This window comes from Acinetobacter sp. DSM 11652 (assembly GCF_900109815.1).
In the GTDB taxonomy this organism is placed as follows: Bacteria; Pseudomonadota; Gammaproteobacteria; order Pseudomonadales; family Moraxellaceae; genus Acinetobacter.
The window spans coordinates 38,691-61,493 of the sequence record NZ_FOBK01000003.1; the positions used below are offsets into that span (position 1 = coordinate 38,691).

Below are 22,803 nucleotides of genomic sequence, written 5' to 3' on the forward strand. Positions count from 1 at the left end.
AATAATGGGCAAACCTTACGTTCGTTTAGATAAAGATAATGCAGTAGTGCTTTTAGTCGATCACCAAACAGGTCTTCTTTCTCTTGTACGTGATATCGATCCTGATAAGTTTAAAAACAATGTTTTAGCACTCGCAGCAGCAGCAAAATACTTTAACTTGCCGACAATTTTAACAACAAGTTTTGAAGATGGTCCTAATGGTCCACTCGTTCCAGAATTAGTTGAAATGTTCCCTGATGCTCCATATATCGCGCGTCCAGGTCAAATCAATGCTTGGGATAACGAAGATTTTGTAAATGCTGTTAAAGCGACAGGTAAAAAACAACTGATCATCGCTGGTGTTGTGACTGAAGTATGTGTTGCATTCCCTACACTTTCAGCTCTTGCTGAAGACTTTGATGTATTCGTGATTACTGATGCATCTGGTACATTCAACCAAATTACGCGCGATGCTGCATGGAACCGCATGTCTCAAGCAGGTGCTCAACTTATGACATGGTTTGGTGCTGCAGGTGAGTTACATCGTGACTGGCGTAATGATATCGAAGGTTTAGGTACTTTATTCGGTGAGCATATTCCTGACTATAAAAACTTAATGGTTAGCTATGTAAAGAACACCACTAAAAAATAATATTTAATAAAAGCGACCTTTGGGTCGCTTTTTTTTACCATATTCAAAACCCAAGATGATTTCTTGAACGGCTTAGTTTAACCTATGCTTAAACTTTATCGGATCAGGCGTCGAGGTGAAAATTGCATTCATTTGATGACTATTACTATTTTTATTTGGTCGTTAAATACGGCGGTTTCAGTGCTGCTAGTGACGCGTCAAATATAACTAAATCAAAGCTTAGTCGACGTATTTTAGAACTCGAAGCAAAATTTAATGTCACACTCATTCAACGTTCTACTCGCCATTTCAAAGTAACGCCTTTAGGTCAAGAATTTTTTCAAGAATGTGAAAAAGTAATCAACCAAGTTGATTGCGCTCATAATGTTTTACTTAAACAGAAAAGTGAACCTCAGGGTCTAGTTAAAATTAGTTGCCCACCCGTAATGATGCGTTATCAAATTCGCTCTTTACTCAATGATTTTTTGAAGCGCTATCCACAAGTTCAAGTCGAGATGGAATTAACCAGCCGACGCGTAGATGTATTGCACGATGATATTGACTTGGCGATCAGAACTAATTTTTCTGCCAATGAAGACTCCACCATCGTGGTTCGTGATGTCATCAAAACCACTCATTGTTTAGTGGCAACCCCTGAGCTTTTACAGGGTCGCGTTTTAGAATATCCAACTGAAATCAATGATTTTCCAACAATTGTTTTAGGAACTCAAAAAACTCATTATCAATGGAATTTGCATCGAATTGAAGGGCATGATCTCATTGAAATTCCATTACAACCACGTATTAAAAGTAATGATTTGGCTGGTGTGTATTATTCAGTGATGGATGGATTAGGTATTGCAGATCTACCTTATCTTACAGTGCAAAAGGATTTGGCAGCAGGACGGCTTATACACATCTTGCCTGACTGGTGCTCAAATATAGGGACTGTGCAACTCGTTTATGCATCACGTAAAGGACAACGACTCGTGATGGAAAAACTCATCGACCACTTGGTTGAAGGTTTACGACAAGCAGCACAAAATCAAGAAGGTTATGCCTCTTAATAAAGAACCAGCACATCGTGCTGGTTCTTTACTTTTCAACTTAATTTAGATCTTACCAACAAGATCGATTGATGGTGCAAGTGTAGCATCACCTTCTTTCCATTTCGCAGGACATACTTCGCCTGGGTGAGCATGAACATATTGAGCCGCTTTCACTTTGCGAAGAAGTTCTTGAGCATCACGACCAATACCACCTGCATTAATCTCTACAATTTGAATTTTTCCTTCAGGATCAATTACAAATGTACCACGATCTGCCAAACCTTCAGATTCAATCAATACATCAAAGTTTTTAGACAATGTCCACGTTGGGTCACCAATAAGTGGATACTGAATTTTACCAATCACATCAGAAGTATCATGCCAAGCTTTATGTGTGAAATGAGTATCTGTAGATACACCATAAATTTCTACACCTAACTTTTGGAATTCAGCATAGTTATCAGCAAGATCGCCTAATTCTGTTGGACATACAAATGTAAAATCTGCAGGATAGAAAAAGACAACAGACCATTTACCTTTAAAATCTTGCTCAGAAACTTCAATGAACTCACCATTTTGATAAGCAGTTGCATTGAATGGTTTGACTTCAGTATTGATTAAACTCATGTGTTTTCCTCTATTTCTTTGTGAAAGTGTTGCTTCGTTGAAATAGAGAATACAAAAGATGATTAAATTGGTAAAACCGAAAGTATTTATAAAAACAATCGAATTTCTAGATTTAAAAGTTAATATATTTCTTTAAGAGAATGAATCAAATATAAAACACTGTTTATTTTTTGAAAATTTATTCAATTGGTTTCAAATTTTTGAAAATAATACTTGTCTTTTTTCATCCCAAAGAGATAGATCATTCACTCTGTATGATCATAAACGATTCGAGTAATATCCATTGGGCTTAACCTCACACTATGAAAGCTCACTGTTCGAGGCTTACAATTCACCATCTTTTCCCGAGATCATTAATCAAGCGCTGATCTATTTCTATAATCATTATATGAAACGATTGAAAATCTTGCTGCTCTAGCTCATTAAACTTCCTCTTTTGCATTAACCTGATGATAAGATCGATTAAAATAGACAAGACTTTCCTCTTGCGAGCTTTGTTGAATAGCTACAACTCGGCAAATAAAAATACTGTGTGTGCCCACTTGTTGAATTTGCTCAATCTCACAATCAAAACTGACTAAAGCGTCCTTTAAGACCGGGCAACCTGTTTTCAATTTACCCCATTGGGCTAATCCAAAACGTTGTTCTGCACTCAATTGACTCGATGCAAAAGCATTTGAAAGAGACTCATGTTGAGAACTGAGCACATTGACAGATAAAACTTTGTTCTCAATAAAATACTGATGAGATCGGGATGATTGATTCATACACACCAAAAGTGTAGCAGGTGAATCAGTAACGCTACATACAGCAGACGCCGTGAAACCATGCTGTCCTGTTTCACTAGCTGTTGTAATAATATTGACTGCAGTGGTTAATAAAGACATTGCGTTTCTGTAGTCTGAAGCTTCAACCATTTTTCTCTTCTCAAATATAAACTGCTAAACTCGTGCGAACCTAGGATATAGGTGATTGCACAGATGATCCATCTTGAATGTAGAAAATAAACTCAGCTAAAGCACTAACTTCTTAGTTTAAGATCGCTGAACCGTACTTAAGGCTTCAAATTTGTCACGTCCCTCGTGACGAGACAGTGGTATCATTCCACAGTTGGTTGAAGGGTATAGCTTATCAGCATCGACAAATTGCAAAACTTTACGCAAAGTGTTCACCATCTCGTCAAGTGTTTCAATTTGATTGGTTGCCACATCGATTGCACCGATCATGACTTTCTTCCACGAATCAGTTCAATAAGATCCATGGATATATGTGAGTTTTGCACTCTAAAGAAATGATGCCCCAACTTAGATTTTTGTAGTATCGGGAGTGACGTTTCAAAAGGACGCCGTTCATTACTCAAAATTCGTTTCCCATTTTTATTATCTTTCATAGAATTACTTTTACAAATATGTATGGCGGTTTCACATTTCAAATTTTCAAGCGCTAGCTCAAGAATAGCAATTCTCTAGACAAATCAAAATTAACTTTGTATCAAATTACTCAAGGTCATCAATAGAAATAAATCAAGTAGCGATCTAACGTCGCTCGAATTACGAGTCTAAAAGCTCTATGATGAACTGTGCTCAGATTATTCACGGTATATTTACTTAAGACCAATCAAAATAATTCGATCAATAAACCTATCATGACTACCTAAAAAAAGAGCCTAGATAGTGAATCTAGGCTTCTCTTATTTTTATGCTGGGATACTTGCTACTATATCCTCTCGAGACCAGAGTCTGTGATTTTGTATCGCTTTCTTAAATTTATCTTGATGATCTTTAAAGGTTTTACTACTAAAAATAGCATCATTTATGAAAAATATTTTTAAATCATAATCTTATATAGATTATTAAATCCCAAGAAAAAAGATCGGCCATCTAAGTTTATTTCAAATACTTCACCTGATTCGACTTCAACTTGTTTAGAAACTTCTACAAGAATTTGCCCTCTCATCGTATTTTGAACTTTATGAAATGGGATAATGTTAATTCGAATGGTTTCACCATTCACTGCTTTTGCTGTAGTCCAGCCATTAGAGATATTCATTTTCACTTACTCATTCATGAGCTCATGTAAAATTAAAAATAATATTAAATATTTAAATCGAGAGTATGGATTCTGATATCGAAGAGGCTCAAGCCTATAATTCAAATTACAATTTTACATTAGCATGTATTTAATTATAAAAAGCCCACAATGAGATTGTGGACTTCTAAGATCGGCATGGTGCGAGTTCATGCTCTGCGTTAACTGTTTAGACATCATAGATATTAAAATCTATAAATTGAGAATACGCAATTCTAAGTTCTATCTAAACACTTCCGTTTCGCTTACGGATTCGATCAACAACGATTATACCATAAAAAATACTTTATGGTTTAATTTTAATATTTAAATGAGTTGGTAAATTTTACCAGTATTTAAACTATGAAAATTTAAATCAAAACTAGGTCTTATATTTTCATTATCAACAGTGATAAATTTAATATTTATTTGAGATAAGTTCGAAGCATGCTGCGAAGTATTAAATGTACCTATCACTGCATATTTAACTTCAAACTGATCTTTCACCTCAATTAATGAGGTATTCATGAAATAGCTACAATATCACTTGCTTGTAAGCCACGCTGACCTTGTTGCACAACAAATTGAACTCGCTGTCCTTCGACTAGATTCTTGAAACCATTTGCTCGAATTTCACTAAAATGAGCAAATACATCTTGACCATTATCTACAGCGATAAATCCGAAACCCTTAGTTTCGTTGAACCACTTAACTGTACCAGTTGTTAAATTAGACATCATTTATTTCCTATATTATGTAATGAATAATTAGAAAATAATTTTGAAGATAGACTTTTAATAGAATGAAAGATGTAATTAATATCAGATCAAAATAAAATTAGTAAACAATAAAATTATAATTCTAGAAAACCAATATAACACATATTTAATTGATTTATTGATTTAATTTTCTTTAATAAAAAAACCTAACTACAGATCGACCGCAATTAGGTTGTAAACTTTTAAATTAGTTTTTAATTGGTAGCGGGAGCTGGATTTGAACCAACGACCTTCGGGTTATGAGCCCGACGAGCTACCAGACTGCTCCATCCCGCATCAACAAGTGCATTTGTACGCTAGTTTGAGATATATAGCAATCTAAATAATTTATTTTTATCAAAAACTATAAAATCATTATCGTTACTAGATAAATTATTCAGATAATTCTGTTTTAAATTTTTGATGTAAAGACCTATACAAATTGAGTTTAAATTTTTCATTATTTAGTAATAATGTCGACTCTTCAGCCCAAGTAGCCTTTCCCACATCTAAACCAGAATGATTCAATGCCCAATCAGATATATACCCATAGATAAAAGAGTTATCAGCAAAGACCCATTTTACGATCTTATTTTGTTCATTCAGAAACACCTTATATGTAGGTAATGAACCAAAAAAACTAAATTTAGTGTATATATATTTGTAATGTTCGTTCATAGAATTATTTTAAAAAAAAGATGGACCATAATAGCAGTTTTATGTGTTTTAACTCATAAAAAAAATATCGCTTGTAAAATCAATTCGAGGTTGATTTTAAAATACGGATTCACTTTTTTTTCAAAAAAAATTAATGATCACATGAAGGTCTTCTCGATCACTTTTTCAAGAATAATTTTAGAATTAATGTTGGCTATGCCTTTAATTTTGTTTAACTTATTAATAATAAACTGGGAAAACCCATTTAAATCTTTGGTGGCCACAAAGAGAACGTAATTCGAATCCCCTGTAATGATAAAAGCATTGATCACTTCATCAAAATTACGAATCTGACTCAGAAAGTGCTGATGATCTGATTCGGTCAGCTGATTGAGTTTAATCTCGACAATCGCCTCAACTTGAATACCCAATTTTTCATAATTAATTTTTGCTTGGTATTTTTCGATGACTCCATTGTTTTCTAAAATTTTGACACGTCGATGACATGCTGAAGCAGAAAGATTCACTAAATCTGCCAATTCTTGATGACTTAGTCGTGCATTTTGTTGTAATAGTCTTAAAATTTTATGATCAATGAGGTCTAAATTCATTCCTAAATATCATCCTGATTTTTTATATTTAATTCGAATACTATCCAGTTTTCATGCAATTTCAAGCATAATTATCGGATAAATATGAAAAAATGCCGTGATAAAATCGAATGAAATAACACGGACCGAGTTAGGATAAAAATGATTACCTTAGATCAATGCAAAGCATGGGATGCTGAAGACGAACTGAAACATTTAAAAAATGAATTTGCTTTACCTGAGAATACTATCTATCTAGATGGAAATTCCCTTGGTGCACGCCCTAAATCTGCTTTAACACGTGCTCAAGAAGTGGTGAGCCAAGAGTGGGGGGAAGATCTCATCAATAGCTGGAACAAAGCGGATTGGTGGGGATTATCGACTCGGTTAGGTGATAAGGTGGCTCAGCTCATTGGGGCAAATCCAGGCGAAACGGTGATCTCTGATTCAACCACACTCAACTTATTTAAAGCACTCTCTGCTGCTGTCAAAATCCAAGCTGGAATCGCTCCTGAACGTAAAGTGATTATTGCGGAAAAGGACGTCTTCCCGACTGACCTCTATATTATTGAAGGTTATATTGACCTTGTTCAAAAAGGCTACCAACTGGTTTTAATCGAACATCCTGATGAATTAGAAACCACTCTGAAAGCCCATCAAACGGCAGTTGTGGTGTTGTCACATATCAATTACCGCTCAGGCTATTTCTATGACATGGAACAAGTCAACCAAACGATTCATCAATATAACGCTTTGGTCATCTGGGATCTATGCCACTCTGCAGGCGCTGTTCCAATCGATTTAAACAAGACCCAAAGTGATTTTGCCGTAAGTTGCACATATAAATACCTTAATGGTGGACCAGGTTCTCCTGCCCTTATCTGGGTAAATGCAAAACACCAAAATAAATTTTGGCAACCTCTTTCAGGATGGTGGGGTCATCAACGTCCTTTCGATATGGCTGATCACTACGAGCCAGCTCAAGGCATTCGTCGTTTTTTATGTGGCACACAAAGTATTTTGTCCATGAGTTTGATCGAATGTGGTTTAGATGTGTTCTTAAAAACTGACATGCAAAAGATCCGAGAAAAATCTCTAAATTTAACAGATCTCTTTATTCAATTGGTTGAACAGGAATGTGCTGAATTTGGTTTTGAGTTAATTACACCAATCGATCATTTACAGCGTGGTAGTCATGTGAGTTATTGCCATGAACACGGTTATGCCATTGTCCAAGCGCTTGTTGCACGTGGTGTGATTGGAGATTACCGAGAGCCAGCCGTGCTCAGATTTGGGGTCACACCTTTGTACCTAAGCCATGAAGACATTTGGCATGCTGTTCAACATCTTAAACAAGTGATGCTGAATGAAGAATGGAAAAATGAAAAATATTCGGTGCGAGGTCAAGTAACTTAATTCAGTTACTCACTTTACATCACCATGGCCAGGAGGGCTTATGAGTAACTTCGATAAAATTCAAACACGCGAAGCAGGATTACATAAAAAATTAACCGCTAAACAAATGGGCATGATTGCAATAGGCGGTGCCATTGGCACCGGTCTATTCATGGGTAGTAAATTTGCCATTAGTTTTGCAGGACCTGCTGTCATTCTAAGCTATGCGATCGGCGGATTAATTGCTTTTGCACTAATGGCTTGCTTGGCAGAAATGACTGTACAACACCCCACTTCAGGCTCGTTTGGTGCTTACGCTGAACATTATATCAACCCACTTTCTGGTTTCTTAGTTCGTTATAGCTACTGGGCATGTATCGTGTTGGCTGTAGGCACTGAAATTACCGCCGTGGCTGACTATATGAAACTTTGGTTTCCTCATGTCGGTTCAGGTATTTGGATCGTGTTTTTTTCAACCGTACTTCTCGCAGTAAATGCTTATAGTGTCAAAGCATTTGGCTTAGTTGAATATTGGTTTTCGACGATCAAAGTGTTTGCAATCATTGTGTTTATTCTGTTGGCAATAGGTATTTTGACGCAAGATCCAAATCCTCATCAAGCGCTAACTCACAATCTCACTGCACATGATGGCTTTATGCCAAATGGATTTAAAGGTGTTTGGATTGGTGTCATTATTTCTATTTTTAGTTATCTCAGTATCGAAATGATCGCGGTTGCTGCAGGTGAAGCCAATGATCCTGAAAAAGCAGTTAAATACGCTTTCAAAAGCACTGCGATTCGCTTATTTCTATTTTATTTACTATCGCTGAGTTTAATTGTCACTCTCGTTCCATGGACTCAATTGATAGCACCAGGTGCAACCAGTCCTTTCGTGTCTGTTATGCAAATTGTCGGCATTCCTTTTGCTGATCATATTTTAAACTTCATTGTGATTGTGGCAGCACTGTCCGCAATGAACAGCATGTTATATATCTCAACGCGTATGTTATTCAGTTTGTCACGTTCAGGAGATGCACCGAAACTGTTTGGTAAAATTCGTAAAAATGGGGTGCCCATCAATGCCTTGCTACTTTCGGCAACAGGTATTGCCGTGGCGAGTATTGTATATAGCATTAATCCCGAATCAGCATTTCCAATCATGATTGCACTGTCCATGTTTGGAGCTTTATTTACTTGGGGGGCGATCTTTGCCACACACTACTTCTTTAGAAAGAACTTAGCAAAAAATAATATCCACCTCAAATACAGCATTCCTGGTAGTCGTTATATTTCCTTTAGTGGTTTGTTTGCCATTCTTGCAATCACGCTTACCACATGGTTTACGCAAGAATTTAAATCAACTCTCCAGTTTGGCGTGCCTTTTATCGTGATGTTAATCATTTTCTATCAAATGAAGAAATCATCCTTAAAGCATCAATTAACTGAAAATGAACAAGCCTAGTAAAGGAGCTGTAAATCATGCTCTATGACAACTCGCAAACTGTGACGGATGAAAATCAGATCTTATCTGATTTTAAAAAAATGAGCCAAGCGACTTATAAGCAACACCATCATATTGCCGATTTACAGTACGACTTTCAGCGAAGATCTACACTTGATTTTTTCCCCACACCTGTTGCCACCAATACTACTGTTATTTTTATACATGGTGGTTATTGGCAATGGTGTGAAAAAAGGGATTTTGCCTTTGTTGCTGAATTTGTTTTAAAGCAAAATGCTCAATGTGTGTTGGTTGAATATGATTTAGCGCCTCAAAGTAGTTTAAATCTGATTAATCTACAAATTCGCAAAGCGCTCGATTATATCCACAAACAAACTTGGATCAGCCCCAATGTCATTGTGGTTGGACATTCTGCTGGTGCCCATTTGGCTGCTTTAAATTTAGATCATCCCTTGATTTGTTCAGCGATATTACTCAGTGGTATCTATGACCTAAAACCGATTCAAGAAACGCATTTAAACAAGCCTTTAAATTTATCTGAGCTAGACATTAAAAACTTAAGTCCAGTTGAACATTCTACGCACTTTGCTAAGCCCTGTACGATTGTGTATGGACTCGATGAGTTACCAGAACTGAGATGGCAAAGCCAAAAATATTATCAATTTCGGCAGCAACTAGAGCCTGAATTCACGCATCTCTTGAGTTTTGCAGACACCAACCACTATTCCATTTTGGAACGATATTTTAAATCGATAATGACCACCTAATTTCTACTCAGCTTTAATCAGCTGAATCACCAGCTTAATTCATATCTAGTCACACGGATGTTACTATGTCAAAACCATGCTTTTACAAGCTATTGCTTTCCTGCACCTTTATTTTGTCAAATCTTACATTTGCCGAGATAACACTCATTGATGAACAGCAAATTGTGAGTGAATCCGATCGTTTAAAACTCACCACGTCTGGTAGTATTCGTCTACAAGCCTTAAATTTCGATCATTACGATCAATCTAACGAAAATCAGAAATATCGCAGAGATGGTTATAGCTCAAATAGCCGTATGTATGCCAATGCTGATTATGCATGGAATGAACGTTTGCATTTAATTGCAGGCTATCAAAACTATATCAATCTTCCCAAGATGCTGGATTGGGACGGTCATTACCGTTCCTCTGATGAAAACATCACCACCGAACAGGCGTATATTGGTCTGCGTGATTCAGCATACGGTACCGTTAAATTTGGAAAAATCTATAGTATTTATTACGACATTGTAGGTGCCAAAACTGACCTATGGAATTACTCAACCTTGGCTCAGCCCCAAACGTGGAGCCCTGTCGCTTATACAGATGGTACGCAAGCAGCTCATAAAACTTTACGTTATGAGCTCAAAACGGATAAAGCAAACTTATATGCCAGCTATTTGTTCAAGGATAGTACGACGGTCGCAGATACGGATGTGCAATATCAACGTAAAAATGGTGCCGAATTGGCAGTTGATGTGCATTTAAATAAAAATTTAAGTTGGGCGACCTCATGGAAGTACAACGATGCTAGTCTGAACAATCAACAAGATAAACATGATTTAAAGCAAGAAATTTGGGCAAGTTCATTATTTTATTTTGATGGAAAATGGATGCTTAGCTTTGGCGCTGGTTGGTATAAAAATCTAGTTCCAAATTTTGATGCTTACAGTGAATCGAGCGATTTTCAACTTCAATCATTGCTGAATACTGAGGCTTATGGCGTTGAATTTTATGCGGGACAGCACTTCAAGATTGAAGAATACGGTATCAAATTCATTCAGCCCTATATCATGGGAAATCAACTTGAATATACCAGTGGCTCAGAGTTTAAACGCCGTGATCTCGGTGTTGGTATAGCAGCTAGATTTAACCATGGTTTTGGATTTGATTATGAACGTTTATATACACATGATACGTTCCAAACCCCAGATATGCATTTATTCCGTTTACGTTATGAATGGTAAATTCTAATTTTAGGTTAACTATCCTTCAAAGCCTTGTTATTTAAAAAGGCTTTGAAGGATCACTCATGGATTCGCATCAAATCTCAATAAGTTGTAGCGTTATACAAAGTCTTTAATAAATTTTATTTAATGCATAACATTTCAATTAACTTAATATTTTTAGAAAGTTGCATTGACATGGGTTCAAAATAAATCGTATCGAATGAATTATTATCATCTACGGCTTTACCTTGCGGCGTAAAACGCTGGCTTTTGACATAGGCTCTGGCTTTATTTTGACAATCAATTTGATGAACGGCTTGTATGTAGCCCTTGGGTTTGATGTTTAATGAGGGTACGCCATGTTCATACACATATTTATAGTCAATTTCAAAAATATGCGAGGCTTGATCGAGTGATTTAATGGTCGTTTTATCAATATATGACCAGCCCCCATCATCCCGATCAAACATGGTCCATTGTGGTGATTGTGCTAAGCTCATGCTGCTACACAGCACACAAGTTAAAAATATAATCCCGTCTTTCATTCAACTATCCCTAATTCAACTATGAACAAACGTTTTACTATATCACCATAAAAACAAAAAACCCTTTGTTATACAAAGGGTTTTTAACTATTTAATTCATTGTTAAATAATAAAAAACATTAAAATTTAACAAAAGTATATCTCTAGGGTGTCTCAGAACGGTAAATCATCATCTAAATCAGATGGTGCTGTCGCCATTGGCTTCGGCGCTGGTTGATTTTGTGGCTTTTGGAAGCCTTGGTTAACGTTGTTATTACCATAACCAGCTTGGTTACCATAACCGCTACCTTGATTATTATTGTTATAACCACCTTGGTTGCCATAACCACCGCCTTGGTTGTTATTAAAACGTGGTTGATTATAACCTTCACCACCATTTTCACTTTGCTGACGATTATTAGAATCTAACATCTGCATTTGTTCGCCACGAATTTCAGTCGTGTAACGTTCTTGACCATTTTGGTCTGTCCACTGACGGGTACGTAAAGAGCCCTCAATATAAACTTTTGAACCTTTACGTAAATATTGCTGTGCAATTTCACCTAAACGATTATGTAAGACGATACGGTGCCATTCTGTTTGTTCTTTGCGTTCACCTGAGTTTTTATCTGTCCAAGATTCACTTGTCGCAATTGAAAACTGCGTTAATGAACCACCATTGGGAAATGTTTTTGTCTCAGGATCTTTACCTAAAGTACCAACTAAAATAACTTTATTCACGCCGCGCATGTGCTCTAATCTTCCTATTCGATTCTATGTTTTACTTTATAAGAGTTATGATTAAATGGCTACCTCTTTACCCAACAAGTGCGTTAAATGTTGTCGCGCAGTGTCATCTAACTGCTGCTTATCAACTTTGACATAGACCACTTGTTGATCAGTCATCACCACGACCTCTTCAATACCACGAATTGCCAGTAACTGAGAAGTCCATTCATCTGTTTCTTGGACTTTGGGCAAACTCAAAATCAGTGATGATAAATAACGTGGCTGCTTTAATCCAAAACTAATCAACAGCCAAAGAATGGCAATTCCTGTCAGTACCCCCCAGCCTAGAGCAGTGTTATTTAACATCAGCAATTGCCCACCCAGTATACCGCCAAAAAAAGCACCTAAGAATTGACCACTGGCATTCACACCCATTGCTGTCGCTTTGGATTGGATAGGTGCTGCCTTCGATAACCAAGATGGCAGTAGTGCTTCCATCACATTAAAGGCAATAAAGAAAAGACCTAAACCAAGCAACAAAATGTATTTCGATTCAAATCCAAAAATCATCACGATCAAACCGGCGATGATCCCAGCAATCGCAGTCAGAAAAATACCTCGCATTTTTCGATATTTTTCAGCAAGAATGATACTAGGAAAAGCAAAAAATAAACTGATTACCAATAAGGGAAGATAGATCAAACCATGCTGAGCTAAAGGAATATCTGCAAAGTCAATCAATTGAGAAGGCACATAGATGAACATCGCCGTCAGCAATAAATGCAAAGCAAACACAGAAACATGTAAGCGATTTAAATCGCCCATTTTCAAAACTTGTTTTAGCTGAGTGAGATAACCTTGCTGAAAATTTTTATGATGACGTGTTGTTTTGGGAACAAGAAATAGCATTGCAATGGCAAGTAATCCCATGAGTGTGGTCACCCAGAATAAGCCTGAAATACCCACCACGCTGGTCAACCATGGCCCTAAACTAAATGCAATAACGAAAGAGAGACCAATACTCATCCCCATCATTGCCATCGCCTTCATACGATTTTCTTCACGCGTAACATCTGCCAATAACGCCATGACGACAGCAGAGACAGCTCCACCCCCAGCTATTGCACGCCCTATAATCACACCATAGATTGTGTCTGACATTGCTGCGATTGCACCACCCAAGGCAAACAACAATAAACCCAATACGATCAGCGGCTTTCGGCTATAACGGTCTGCAATCAAACTAAAAGGAATTTGTAGTATTGCCTGAGTCAAACCATACACACCTACAGCCAAACCAATCAAAGCAGGTGTTGCATATTCATAAGCCTGTCCCGCAACAGAAAAGACCGGGACAATCATAAACAGACCTAACATTCGCAATGCAAAAATGCTGCTCAATGCAAATGTGGAACGGCGTTCTAAGGCATTCATCATAAAATTTAGGTTATCGCTTGATTTCTATGTCTACTTTGATTATAGAATATTCGGCTGATGAACAGGCATGAATTTTATTTGAAATAAAGATCAACACCATCTGTTTTCCCTAGAACAAAGGCCTTAAGCAAAAAAAGCACAGCTTGTGCTGTGCTTTTTTCGATGTGTTCATCTAGCCTTGTAGCGCTTGACGCTTCTTATATTGAATAGATGCAATCACTGCCCAAACAATAAATGCTACACCAATCAGACCTGTAACCACTTCAGGAACATGTACGCCTGTACCACTCGCAATCATAATGAAAGCCAATGCACCAATTGCATAGTGCGCACCATGTTCTAAATAGATGTAAGCATCTAAAGTGCCTTTCTCAACGAGATAGATGGTAATCGAACGAACAAAGATAGCACCAATCGCAAGACCTAACATAATCACCACAACATCTGAAGTAATGGCAAAAGCACCAATCACACCATCAAAACTAAATGATGCATCCAATACTTCTAAATACAAGAACCCGCCGATACCTGCTTTGACTACGCCTGTTGGCACACCATTACTATCGTGACCAATTGCATTACCATTTTCATCAATTTCAGGCTCACCACCCAGCAAATGGCTCAGTACTTGTACCCCAATATAAATGACGATGCCCCAAATACCCGCCATAGTCACGACTAAGCGTTTAGCTTCATCAACATTAGTAGCCATGATCAGTAAAGCCACTAAAGCAACAAATACAGATAGTGCAGGTACAGATGCCAATTTCGCTAAACGACGCTCAATCCATTTGAACCAATGCGTGTCTTTACCATCATCCAAGAAAAAGTTAAGGAATACCATCAATAAGAATGCACCACCAAATGCTGCAATTTCAGGATGATGATTCATCAGTCGTGCCGAATATTCTTTAGGGTCATTTAATGCCAAATTGACAACTTCCATCATGCCCATATCCGCTGTGACCGCGACGATCACAATTGGGAAGATTAAACGCATACCAAATACTGCAATGAGAATACCCACAGTCAGGAAAAGCATTTTCCAAAAGTGATCCCAATGACGAAGCACTGAAGCATTGACGACAGCATTATCAAAAGAAAGTGAAACCTCCATCACAGCTAAAATTGCAGTGATGGTCAGTACGGTGAACATGGTCTTGAGGCCAGCTTCTGGACCATGGGTATAACCCCAATAGGCAGACAGCGCAAGACACACGATCGTGAATACGATAGAGAAACCAAAATGTTTCCACATAATCTAGCGACCTTATAAAAAATGAGGTGAATCAATAAAAATTTTACAAAACATAAACTTAGGATTTTTATATGACGAATATTAAGTGAAGTCTGTGCTTAGTGATTTGTAAAAATTCTATAAATTGAATGTCTGATCTCTAGCGCTAAAAGACACTCAATTAAACTGTGCTAATTATGACGAGTTTTCAAAATTTATCCAAAGTTCTTCGTATGATTTTTTTGTTGAAGATGATGTATCGCTCAAGCTAGTTTTGTAACGACAAATTGATATGATCTTAGATGATACCTAGAGATGATTTTATTCAGGATGGATTTATGCGTTTTTCAGAAGCCGTTTGGCAACGAAACTACGATTTATATCAAAAAACATTAGCACTCCCTTTTAACCAAGAACTGGCGCTTGGAACACTGAATCAAGAAGCTTTTTGCCACTACGTCATTCAGGATGCGCATTATTTGGTTGCCTATGGTCGAGCATTGGCTATTTGTGGTGCTAAAGCATATGACTCCGATGCCATTATTCAATTTACGCAAGGTGCTAATGAAGCAATTGTGGTTGAGCGTGAACTGCACAATGGTTTTATGCACGAATTTGGCATCACTAAAGCTGATTTTGAAAATACACCTTTGACTGCTGCTTGCCATCATTACACCTCATTTCTGACAGCTACTGCATGGTCAGAGAGTTATCCTGTCGTTTTAGCTTCATTACTGCCGTGCTATTGGATTTATGCGGAAGTGGGCAAAGACATTCTTAAACGTAATATTGCAAATAATCCTTATCAAGCGTGGATTGACACTTATGCTGGCGAGCATTTCAACGAAGAAGTACGCAAAGTCATTGAAATTATTGACCGTGTTGCGGCAGAAAGCGATCAACATACCATTGAAAAAATGCATCAAGCTTACACACGGGGAGCTGAACTCGAATATTTATTCTGGGATAGTGCCTATCATCAACATCAATGGTTAAGCCTAGATCACTCATGATGCTATCACCTGCATAACCAAATTAAAGGTCGGTGATCTAAACTGCATTGCCGACTTTCAGGCTCATTTCGATTTAAATGGATTTAAGACTGGATTTTAAAGCAAACTTCAAGCACAATTATTATTGATAATAATTCCCATTATCATAAATAAAATTTACTTGAGGTTTTCTATGCAACATTCACTGGGAACAGAAGCAATCCGTGCATATTTCACTTTAAAATGCTGTTGGTTAAATAATGAAAGTTTATTTAGAAAAAGGCTGTACACACTGTGGATCTGCTGCCACATATCTCATTTATTTTACCAATCATCATATTCAAAATTTGATGCTCGACTTCATTGCTCAATACTCTTGTTCAAGCTCTATACGTTTTGATTTTCTAGATTTACAACATTTCGAAGCGGAATATAACGATTTTCTTCAACACTTAGAAAAAGAAGTGAATTTTTACGCACGTCAACATCATGCTATTGAAAGACATATATGTTTTGAACAGGTGGACTCTATTTTCGAACGTCACTATTCACGTGCTTGCTGATCAATATTCACCCGAAATTCACTTATACTTAACATCCTATGGCTCATCATGACATCAAATTTGCGAATTGATTCTGTCTTGTTCATCTATTTAAAATCAGATTGCAGGAGCTCTCAAAGCACTTTACATTGGACTTTTGCTGTTCAATGAAATTTTACCGACATAATTTGTCGTGTTTTATTCTTCATTTGTGCTTGAACAAAATTAAATCGCTATCATATATCACCTTCACTCAGCATATTTTCGAGATGTTTTATGAGCCAAAGTCATATCCGTATTCGAGGCGCACGCACCCATAACTTAAAAAATGTGAACCTTGATATTCCACGCGATAAATTCGTGGTGATTACGGGACTTTCAGGTTCAGGTAAATCTTCACTGGCTTTCGACACCTTATATGCAGAAGGTCAACGTCGCTATGTGGAATCTTTATCTGCCTATGCACGCCAATTCCTGTCACAAATGGAAAAACCTGAAGTCGATTCGATTGAAGGTTTAAGCCCAGCTATTGCCATCGAGCAGAAATCAACCAGTCATAACCCACGTTCAACGGTCGGTACGATTACTGAAATTTATGACTATTTACGTTTGTTGTATGCTCGAGTGGGTACACCCTACTGCCCTGAGCATGACTTGCCGATGGTGGCACAAACCGTCTCGGAAATGGTTGATGCGGTTAAAGCACTTGAAGAAGGTACTGCTTTATTGTTACTTGCTCCTGTTGTACGTGAGCGCAAAGGTGAATACACCAATTTATTTGAGCAATTACAAAGCCAAGGTTTCGTCCGTGCACGTGTAGACGGTGAAATCATGGAAATTGATCCACCGCCTGAACTGGATAAGAAGAAAAAACACACCATTGAAGTCGTGGTCGATCGTTTTAAAGTCCGCGATGACCTAGGCAACCGTATTGCAGAAAGTTTTGAAACCGCACTGCGTTTAGGTGGCGATATTGCGATTTTGTCATGGATGAAAGGCGAACAATCTGATCGTGTGTTTTCAGCAAAACACTCATGTCCTGAATGTGACCGTGCCGTTGCCGAATTAGAACCTCGTCTGTTTTCTTTTAACAACCCATTTGGTGCTTGCCCAGTCTGTGATGGTTTAGGGACACGCAGCCATTTTAGTTCTGACAAACTCATTCCAAACCCTGAAGTCAGCATTAGCCAAGGGGCAATTCGTGGTTGGGATCGTCAGCGTCCATACTATTACAGCATGATTGAAAAAGTCGCTGCACATTTCGACTTTTCTCTTGATACGCCGTGGAATGAACTTGATGCGGAAACCAAAAAGAAATTCCTTTACGGTACAGGCAAAGAAAAAATTGATTTAAGCTATATCGATGAACGTGGTCGCCGTCATAACCGTGTGATGGCTTTCGAAGGGGTTTTACCACATTTAGAACGTCGTTACCGTGAAACTGAATCAAACTATGTACGTGATGATTTAGCTCAGTATTTATCGAATGCTGCATGTGACGCTTGTGGCGGTTCACGTCTCAATGAAATTTCACGTCATGTGCGTGTCAAAGACAAAACCATTGCCGAAATCACCAAAATGTCGATTGGCGATGCTGAAAGCTATTATCAAGATCTCAATCTTGAAGGCGCCAAAGGTGAAATTGCCGATAAGATTTTTAAAGAAATTCGTGAGCGTTTGCACTTCCTTGTATCAGTCGGCTTGAACTATTTAAGTCTATCTCGTTCAGCCGAAACCTTATCAGGCGGTGAAGCACAGCGTATTCGTTTAGCTTCGCAAATTGGTGCTGGCTTAATGGGCGTGATGTATGTGCTGGATGAGCCATCGATTGGTTTGCATCAACGTGACAATGACCGTTTGCTTGAGACTTTGGTTCGTTTACGTGATCTCGGCAATACCGTTTTAGTGGTTGAGCATGATGAAGATGCCATTCGCGCAGCGGATCATATTATTGATATTGGTCCGGGTGCAGGTGTGCATGGCGGTCATGTCATTGCCGAGGGGACTTATGATGAATTGGCAGCCAATGAGGATTCTCTGACAGGCAAATACCTTTCAGGTAAGTTAAAAATTGAGGTGCCGAAAACGCGTGTACAACCACCTAAACCTGATGAGCAAATTAAGCTGATGGGTGCATGTGGTCACAACTTAAAGAATGTTGATCTCACCATTCCTTTAGGTGTTATGACCTGTGTGACGGGTGTATCGGGTTCAGGTAAATCGACTTTAATTAACCGTACTTTATTGCCACTTGCTGCAACACAATTGAATGGTGCAACGACGTTAACGGCAGAAAAATTTGATTCGATTGATGGCTTACAATTCCTCGATAAAGTCGTGGATATTGACCAAAGCCCAATTGGACGTACACCGCGCTCAAACCCTGCAACCTATACAGGTTTGTTTACGCCAATTCGTGAACTCTTTGCTCAAACCCCAGAAGCCAAAGCACGTGGGTATGCCGCAGGTCGTTTCTCGTTTAACGTGAAAGGTGGTCGCTGTGAAGCCTGTGAAGGCGACGGCATGATTAAAGTGGCGATGCATTTCTTACCGGATATGTATGTGCCATGCGATGCCTGCCACGGCAAGCGTTATAACCGTGAAACATTGGAAGTCGGCTATAAAGGCAAAAACATTTCTGACGTGTTAGAGATGACGGTTGAAGACGCCATGCATTTCTTTGATGCGATTCCTGTTATTCATCGTCGTTTAGAAACTTTACATCAAGTTGGTTTAGGCTATATCCGTTTAGGTCAGTCTGCAACCACGCTTTCAGGTGGTGAAGCACAGCGTGTGAAACTTGCACGTGAGTTGGCGAAGCGTGATACAGGTAAAACCCTGTATGTGCTTGATGAGCCGACTACAGGTTTACATTTTCACGATATTGCCAAACTTTTAGATATTCTTCATGAGCTACGCAATAAGGGTAATACCATCGTGGTGATTGAGCATAATTTAGATGTCATTAAAACTGCCGACTGGATTGTGGACTTAGGTCCTGAAGGTGGTGCAGGTGGTGGTATGATTATTGCCGAAGGTACGCCTGAAGAAGTGGCAAATAATAAGGTTTCTCATACAGCGAGATTCTTGAAGCCAATGTTGAAATAACAATCTCCCCTAACCCCTCTTTTCTAAAGAGGGGGAAATTCCCTCCTTTAAAAATGTGAGGAGCATTGCTCCGCAAGGGGGAGGATTTTTAAATATTCAATTTCTATGCTAAAACGGTGAATTAATCACCGTTTTTATTTGGGGTAATAATGGGTTTTGCAGAAAGGTATGGCTATTCAAAAGTAAAATCTGCCATACAACGAGAATCTATAGATAATGAATTAAAAACTAGATTATGGTCTTTATTAGATATTCATTTGTATAGCAACTATCGTAAACCTTTTCTATTCAACCGTGACACTCATAATTTTTTAGATCAACTAATTCAAAATTATTGGTATAAATTCTTAAAAGAATCAACAGACAATATCCCAATAAATAACTTGGAAAAAATTAAAGAATTAAAAGGAATTTTTTTCAACAAACTCTCTTGGTTTAAAATTTATGATTTTATGGAGTTCACTATAGTTGAGTTGCATAAGGTTAATCCAGAAGCAGATATTCTCCATAAAATTAAAAATGAACTTAACAACTTATTAGAAGAAGAAAATTCTGCGTATCGGCTTATAAACTTAGAAATTATAGAAATCAGTGCTCATTTAGAAATCCAATCCATCGAAGAAGCTTTAGAAAATACAAATCAATTTTCAGGTGTTCAACAACATTTAAAGCAAGCGTTACAACTGATGTCAGATCGCCAAAATCCTGACCATCGGAATTCAATTAAAGAATCAATTAGTGCTGTTGAATCCATTTGTAAAATTGTGACCAATGACGATAAAGCTACTTTAGGAAAAGCACTTAAAATTATTGAAGATCAATTCGGTTTACACCCTGCACTTAAAGGAAGTTTAAGCCAACTTTATGGCTATACATCCGATAGCGATGGTATTCGCCATGCAATGTTAGAAGAATCTAATCTAACCTATATCGACGCTAAATTTATGCTCGTTGCGTGCACCAACTTTATTAACTATTTAATTGAGAAAACCAAAGATCAAAACTGAAATTTAATGACATGACAAGCGACATGGATGTCGCTCGTTTGATTGGGATATAAGGATGTATCCTCAATCAAACAAAAGCATTTTGCCTACTTTTGTGCTTTCAAAAGTAGGAAACTCCTACGCAAATTTAATAAAAAACCTAACTGACAATTGAGGACGTAACTACTGCCAATATTCACATAATCTTAGCTTGAAACACTATTACGCCCCTGCGCTTTCGCCCTAAATAATGCTTGGTCTGCCTTAGCAAATAAGGCTTTCCAAGAATCAGCACCTACCGCAACACCCACACTGATCGAAACCGTAAATGATTGACCTTGCTCATCTGTAAATTGTAAATCACCAATACCCTTACGCATCTTTTCTGCAGCACGTAACCCATGTTCAAGGTCTAAATTTTCAATCAACACCAAAAATTCATCACCACCAAAGCGAACGACTAAATCGGTTGATCGAACATTATGACTTAAACAATTCGCCACCTGCTGAATGACCTGATCCCCTGCCACATGACCATATTGATCATTAACCTGTTTAAAATAATCAATATCTACAATCATCAAACACGTTTGGGTAAACTTATTGGGCTGAGCTTCCATAAGTTTGGTATAGGCTTCTAAAGCAAAACGATTTGAAACACCTGTTAATTTATCAGTATTGGCAATATTCTTTAATTCAAATTCAAACTCATCACGTTGATGCAACATTTTCTGAAGTTTTTGCATCGCTTCGTGTAATGAATGTACTTGCTTCTGCTGATCTTCAATAAAATTACTATCGACCAAAGCATTGGCATACGATAATTCAACTAATTTATCTCTCACCATGATAAGCGGCGAAATAACTTTACGTTGAACATAGATCATCGTAAATAAAGCAGCCAATAGTGAAATTAAAGAGACTATCAACGTGAGTAGGAAGTTCAATTGATTCGCGTCTTTTTCTGACTTCGCGATTTCAACGCTCTTATTGAGCAAATAGTCTTGTAAATCGATAACTGTTAAGAATTTACCAGATACAGCTACACTTAATTCAGTCCCTGATAAAAAATAAGGTTGTCCCTTTCGGCTTTCATCAATTAATCGCATGATGATAGGTAAACCTTGATCAATAAACTGAGTTTTCACTTCTTGGTGTAAACGAGCGAATTCAGCTGTACGATGGCGTTCTGGTTGGATGGTATTCACTAAATCCCACAAATAGCGCACTTGTTTTTGCGTTTGTAATGCGCGTGCAATATTGTCACTTGGTAACGGCTGCTGAAATGTCACATGTGCAGTTACGTTTGAAGCAACACGTCCAGCCTGATCACGCAAATCTGCCAACACCAAAATCATGGTGTAATAATGCCCCATCGAACTGTCTTTACTTTTAGACTGCATTACCAGTTTCTTCAGTAAATCATGACTGCTATCCCACGCATTAAACATTGTAAGAATAGCTTGATCTAAAGCTTCAGGCGTACGCTCTGCAAATGGCAACGAAATATAGTGATCGACTTGTTTGCGACCTTCCGCTAATTTTGGATTTAGGTATTGAGCGACGTACTCTTCTAAACCATCATATCCAGACTGATCTAATCGATGAATCGAGACCTTAATTTGTTCATCTACTCCCGCACGATACTCAATAAGCGCTTGTTTATTTTTTTCAAACTCTTCTTGTGAACTCGACATCGCCATGTTCGCAGGGCCACGCTCGCGTGAAATACGATTCGCTAGAGCAGCAACGGCTCGAAGATTTTCAATTTCAATCAATGCTGTTTGTGATTTCTGATATTCGCGATAATGGCTAATGACCAATGGGATTGAAATACAGAGGATAGATAAGACGATAATCATCACGAACACAAATAGGCGGCGACCAATTTGCTCGGAATGTGATTTTAACATCCAAACTACCTCTAAAATAAAAGACCGTATGAAGCGGTGAGATTTATAAAATTTCTTTGAACTTGGTTATATTTTACAATATAACCATGCTTAAAAAGCACTTAAAGCACAAGTTTTTATTTAAGAAACAACGTGATAAATATCA

20 protein-coding genes, 1 tRNA gene and 2 pseudogenes are annotated in these 22,803 nt (G+C 37.8%); 10 read left to right on the forward strand and 13 right to left on the reverse strand.

Annotation, left to right across the window (positions count from 1 at the left end):
* The first annotated feature begins 4 nt into the window (after positions 1-4).
* Together ycaC and BMW42_RS03865 are read left to right on the forward strand one after the other, a co-directional pair.
* Positions 5-631: an isochorismate family cysteine hydrolase YcaC gene (gene ycaC, locus BMW42_RS03860; RefSeq protein WP_092766474.1), complete on the forward strand. Its 627-nt coding sequence runs from the start codon at positions 5-7 to the stop codon at positions 629-631.
* 122 nt (positions 632-753) lie between these two features.
* Positions 754-1,677 (forward strand): LysR substrate-binding domain-containing protein, encoded by a 924-nt coding sequence (locus BMW42_RS03865; RefSeq protein WP_092766475.1) that lies wholly within the window; start codon positions 754-756, stop codon positions 1,675-1,677.
* 45 nt (positions 1,678-1,722) lie between these two features.
* Here the strand turns inward: BMW42_RS03865 and ahpC are convergent, their stop codons facing one another.
* The 8 genes and pseudogenes from ahpC to gigD form a co-directional block, all read right to left on the reverse strand.
* Positions 1,723-2,286 (reverse strand): alkyl hydroperoxide reductase subunit C, encoded by a 564-nt coding sequence (ahpC, locus tag BMW42_RS03870; protein ID WP_035267594.1) that lies wholly within the window; start codon positions 2,284-2,286, stop codon positions 1,723-1,725.
* A 422-nt stretch (positions 2,287-2,708) separates the two neighbouring features.
* Positions 2,709-3,203: a flavin reductase family protein gene (locus BMW42_RS03875; RefSeq protein WP_092766476.1), complete on the reverse strand. Its 495-nt coding sequence runs from the start codon at positions 3,201-3,203 to the stop codon at positions 2,709-2,711.
* Between the two features lie 117 nt (positions 3,204-3,320).
* A pseudogene (locus BMW42_RS14645) lies at positions 3,321-3,748 on the reverse strand (methionine synthase); the annotation flags it as partial.
* A 365-nt stretch (positions 3,749-4,113) separates the two neighbouring features.
* Positions 4,114-4,335: a hypothetical protein gene (locus BMW42_RS03885; protein WP_035267598.1), complete on the reverse strand. Its 222-nt coding sequence runs from the start codon at positions 4,333-4,335 to the stop codon at positions 4,114-4,116.
* A 345-nt stretch (positions 4,336-4,680) separates the two neighbouring features.
* Positions 4,681-4,881 carry a hypothetical protein gene (locus BMW42_RS03890; protein WP_092766478.1) on the reverse strand — a complete coding sequence of 67 codons (201 nt, stop codon included), beginning with the start codon at positions 4,879-4,881 and terminating at the stop codon, positions 4,681-4,683.
* The gene (locus BMW42_RS03895) at positions 4,878-5,090 is read right to left on the reverse strand and encodes a cold-shock protein (RefSeq protein ID WP_035267602.1); all 213 of its coding nucleotides are present in this window, start codon (positions 5,088-5,090) and stop codon (positions 4,878-4,880) included. Before BMW42_RS03895 ends, BMW42_RS03890 begins: the two co-directional genes overlap by 4 nt.
* A 241-nt stretch (positions 5,091-5,331) precedes the next feature.
* Positions 5,332-5,408: transfer RNA gene (locus tag BMW42_RS03900), tRNA-Met, on the reverse strand.
* Positions 5,409-5,926: 518 nt separating this feature from the next.
* Positions 5,927-6,379 (reverse strand): Lrp/AsnC family transcriptional regulator GigD, encoded by a 453-nt coding sequence (gigD, locus tag BMW42_RS03910; RefSeq protein ID WP_092766480.1) that lies wholly within the window; start codon positions 6,377-6,379, stop codon positions 5,927-5,929.
* 141 nt (positions 6,380-6,520) lie between these two features.
* On the opposite strand from gigD, the gene kynU reads away from it, so the two are divergent.
* The 4 genes from kynU to BMW42_RS03930 all read left to right on the forward strand — a co-directional run bounded on the left by kynU (position 6,521) and on the right by BMW42_RS03930 (position 11,208).
* Positions 6,521-7,774, forward strand: a complete 1,254-nt coding sequence (kynU, locus tag BMW42_RS03915; RefSeq protein WP_092766481.1) for a kynureninase — start codon at positions 6,521-6,523, stop codon at positions 7,772-7,774.
* A gap of 40 nt (positions 7,775-7,814) precedes the next feature.
* On the forward strand, positions 7,815-9,215 hold the full coding sequence (locus BMW42_RS03920; protein ID WP_092766482.1) for an amino acid permease: 1,401 nt from the start codon (positions 7,815-7,817) through the stop codon (positions 9,213-9,215).
* 14 nt (positions 9,216-9,229) lie between these two features.
* Positions 9,230-9,982, forward strand: coding sequence for an alpha/beta hydrolase (locus tag BMW42_RS03925; RefSeq protein WP_092766483.1), 753 nt, complete (start codon positions 9,230-9,232; stop codon positions 9,980-9,982).
* A gap of 113 nt (positions 9,983-10,095) precedes the next feature.
* On the forward strand, positions 10,096-11,208 hold the full coding sequence (locus BMW42_RS03930) for a porin (protein WP_228143081.1): 1,113 nt from the start codon (positions 10,096-10,098) through the stop codon (positions 11,206-11,208).
* A gap of 122 nt (positions 11,209-11,330) precedes the next feature.
* On the opposite strand, the gene BMW42_RS03935 is transcribed toward BMW42_RS03930, so the two are convergent.
* From BMW42_RS03935 to BMW42_RS03950, 4 genes are all read right to left on the reverse strand, one after another.
* Positions 11,331-11,735: a hypothetical protein gene (locus BMW42_RS03935; RefSeq protein ID WP_143047394.1), complete on the reverse strand. Its 405-nt coding sequence runs from the start codon at positions 11,733-11,735 to the stop codon at positions 11,331-11,333.
* Positions 11,736-11,888: 153 nt separating this feature from the next.
* On the reverse strand, positions 11,889-12,464 hold the full coding sequence (gene ssb / locus BMW42_RS03940) for a single-stranded DNA-binding protein (RefSeq protein WP_092766486.1): 576 nt from the start codon (positions 12,462-12,464) through the stop codon (positions 11,889-11,891).
* A 51-nt stretch (positions 12,465-12,515) separates the two neighbouring features.
* Complete coding sequence (locus BMW42_RS03945; protein WP_035265762.1) at positions 12,516-13,880, reverse strand: MFS transporter; 1,365 nt, start codon at positions 13,878-13,880, stop codon at positions 12,516-12,518.
* A gap of 172 nt (positions 13,881-14,052) precedes the next feature.
* Positions 14,053-15,138, reverse strand: coding sequence for a DUF475 domain-containing protein (locus BMW42_RS03950; protein WP_092766487.1), 1,086 nt, complete (start codon positions 15,136-15,138; stop codon positions 14,053-14,055).
* A 317-nt stretch (positions 15,139-15,455) separates the two neighbouring features.
* Between BMW42_RS03950 and tenA the strand changes: the two genes are divergently transcribed.
* The 4 genes and pseudogenes from tenA (at position 15,456) to BMW42_RS03970 (ending at position 20,766) form a co-directional block, all read left to right on the forward strand.
* Positions 15,456-16,130, forward strand: coding sequence for a thiaminase II (tenA, locus tag BMW42_RS03955; protein ID WP_092766488.1), 675 nt, complete (start codon positions 15,456-15,458; stop codon positions 16,128-16,130).
* 172 nt (positions 16,131-16,302) lie between these two features.
* Positions 16,303-16,672 (forward strand): annotated as a pseudogene (locus BMW42_RS03960) (hypothetical protein).
* A 255-nt stretch (positions 16,673-16,927) separates the two neighbouring features.
* Entirely contained in the window at positions 16,928-19,759 is a 2,832-nt protein-coding gene (gene uvrA, locus BMW42_RS03965; protein ID WP_092766489.1) for an excinuclease ABC subunit UvrA, read from the forward strand.
* Positions 19,760-19,908: 149 nt separating this feature from the next.
* Positions 19,909-20,766, forward strand: coding sequence for an AbiJ-NTD4 domain-containing protein (locus tag BMW42_RS03970; RefSeq protein ID WP_092766490.1), 858 nt, complete (start codon positions 19,909-19,911; stop codon positions 20,764-20,766).
* Between the two features lie 185 nt (positions 20,767-20,951).
* On the opposite strand, the gene BMW42_RS03975 is transcribed toward BMW42_RS03970, so the two are convergent.
* Positions 20,952-22,658, reverse strand: a complete 1,707-nt coding sequence (locus BMW42_RS03975) for a GGDEF domain-containing protein (RefSeq protein WP_092766491.1) — start codon at positions 22,656-22,658, stop codon at positions 20,952-20,954.
* Positions 22,659-22,803: the final 145 nt, after the last annotated feature.

Excerpts from the sequence above, each read along its gene's own strand:
- ycaC (WP_092766474.1), top strand. The coding sequence starts at position 5 with ATGGGCAAACCTTACGTTCGTTTAGATAAAGATAATGCAGTAGTGCTT.
- ahpC (WP_035267594.1), bottom strand. The coding sequence starts at position 2,286 with ATGAGTTTAATCAATACTGAAGTCAAACCATTCAATGCAACTGCTTAT.
- BMW42_RS03875 (WP_092766476.1), bottom strand. The coding sequence starts at position 3,203 with ATGGTTGAAGCTTCAGACTACAGAAACGCAATGTCTTTATTAACCACT.
- BMW42_RS03885 (WP_035267598.1), bottom strand. The coding sequence starts at position 4,335 with ATGAATATCTCTAATGGCTGGACTACAGCAAAAGCAGTGAATGGTGAA.
- BMW42_RS03890 (WP_092766478.1), bottom strand. The coding sequence starts at position 4,881 with ATGAATACCTCATTAATTGAGGTGAAAGATCAGTTTGAAGTTAAATAT.
- BMW42_RS03895 (WP_035267602.1), bottom strand. The coding sequence starts at position 5,090 with ATGTCTAATTTAACAACTGGTACAGTTAAGTGGTTCAACGAAACTAAG.
- gigD (WP_092766480.1), bottom strand. The coding sequence starts at position 6,379 with ATGAATTTAGACCTCATTGATCATAAAATTTTAAGACTATTACAACAA.
- kynU (WP_092766481.1), top strand. The coding sequence starts at position 6,521 with ATGATTACCTTAGATCAATGCAAAGCATGGGATGCTGAAGACGAACTG.
- BMW42_RS03920 (WP_092766482.1), top strand. The coding sequence starts at position 7,815 with ATGAGTAACTTCGATAAAATTCAAACACGCGAAGCAGGATTACATAAA.
- BMW42_RS03935 (WP_143047394.1), bottom strand. The coding sequence starts at position 11,735 with ATGAAAGACGGGATTATATTTTTAACTTGTGTGCTGTGTAGCAGCATG.
- ssb (WP_092766486.1), bottom strand. The coding sequence starts at position 12,464 with ATGCGCGGCGTGAATAAAGTTATTTTAGTTGGTACTTTAGGTAAAGAT.
- BMW42_RS03945 (WP_035265762.1), bottom strand. The coding sequence starts at position 13,880 with ATGATGAATGCCTTAGAACGCCGTTCCACATTTGCATTGAGCAGCATT.
- BMW42_RS03950 (WP_092766487.1), bottom strand. The coding sequence starts at position 15,138 with ATGTGGAAACATTTTGGTTTCTCTATCGTATTCACGATCGTGTGTCTT.
- tenA (WP_092766488.1), top strand. The coding sequence starts at position 15,456 with ATGCGTTTTTCAGAAGCCGTTTGGCAACGAAACTACGATTTATATCAA.
- uvrA (WP_092766489.1), top strand. The coding sequence starts at position 16,928 with ATGAGCCAAAGTCATATCCGTATTCGAGGCGCACGCACCCATAACTTA.
- BMW42_RS03970 (WP_092766490.1), top strand. The coding sequence starts at position 19,909 with ATGGGTTTTGCAGAAAGGTATGGCTATTCAAAAGTAAAATCTGCCATA.
- BMW42_RS03975 (WP_092766491.1), bottom strand. The coding sequence starts at position 22,658 with ATGTTAAAATCACATTCCGAGCAAATTGGTCGCCGCCTATTTGTGTTC.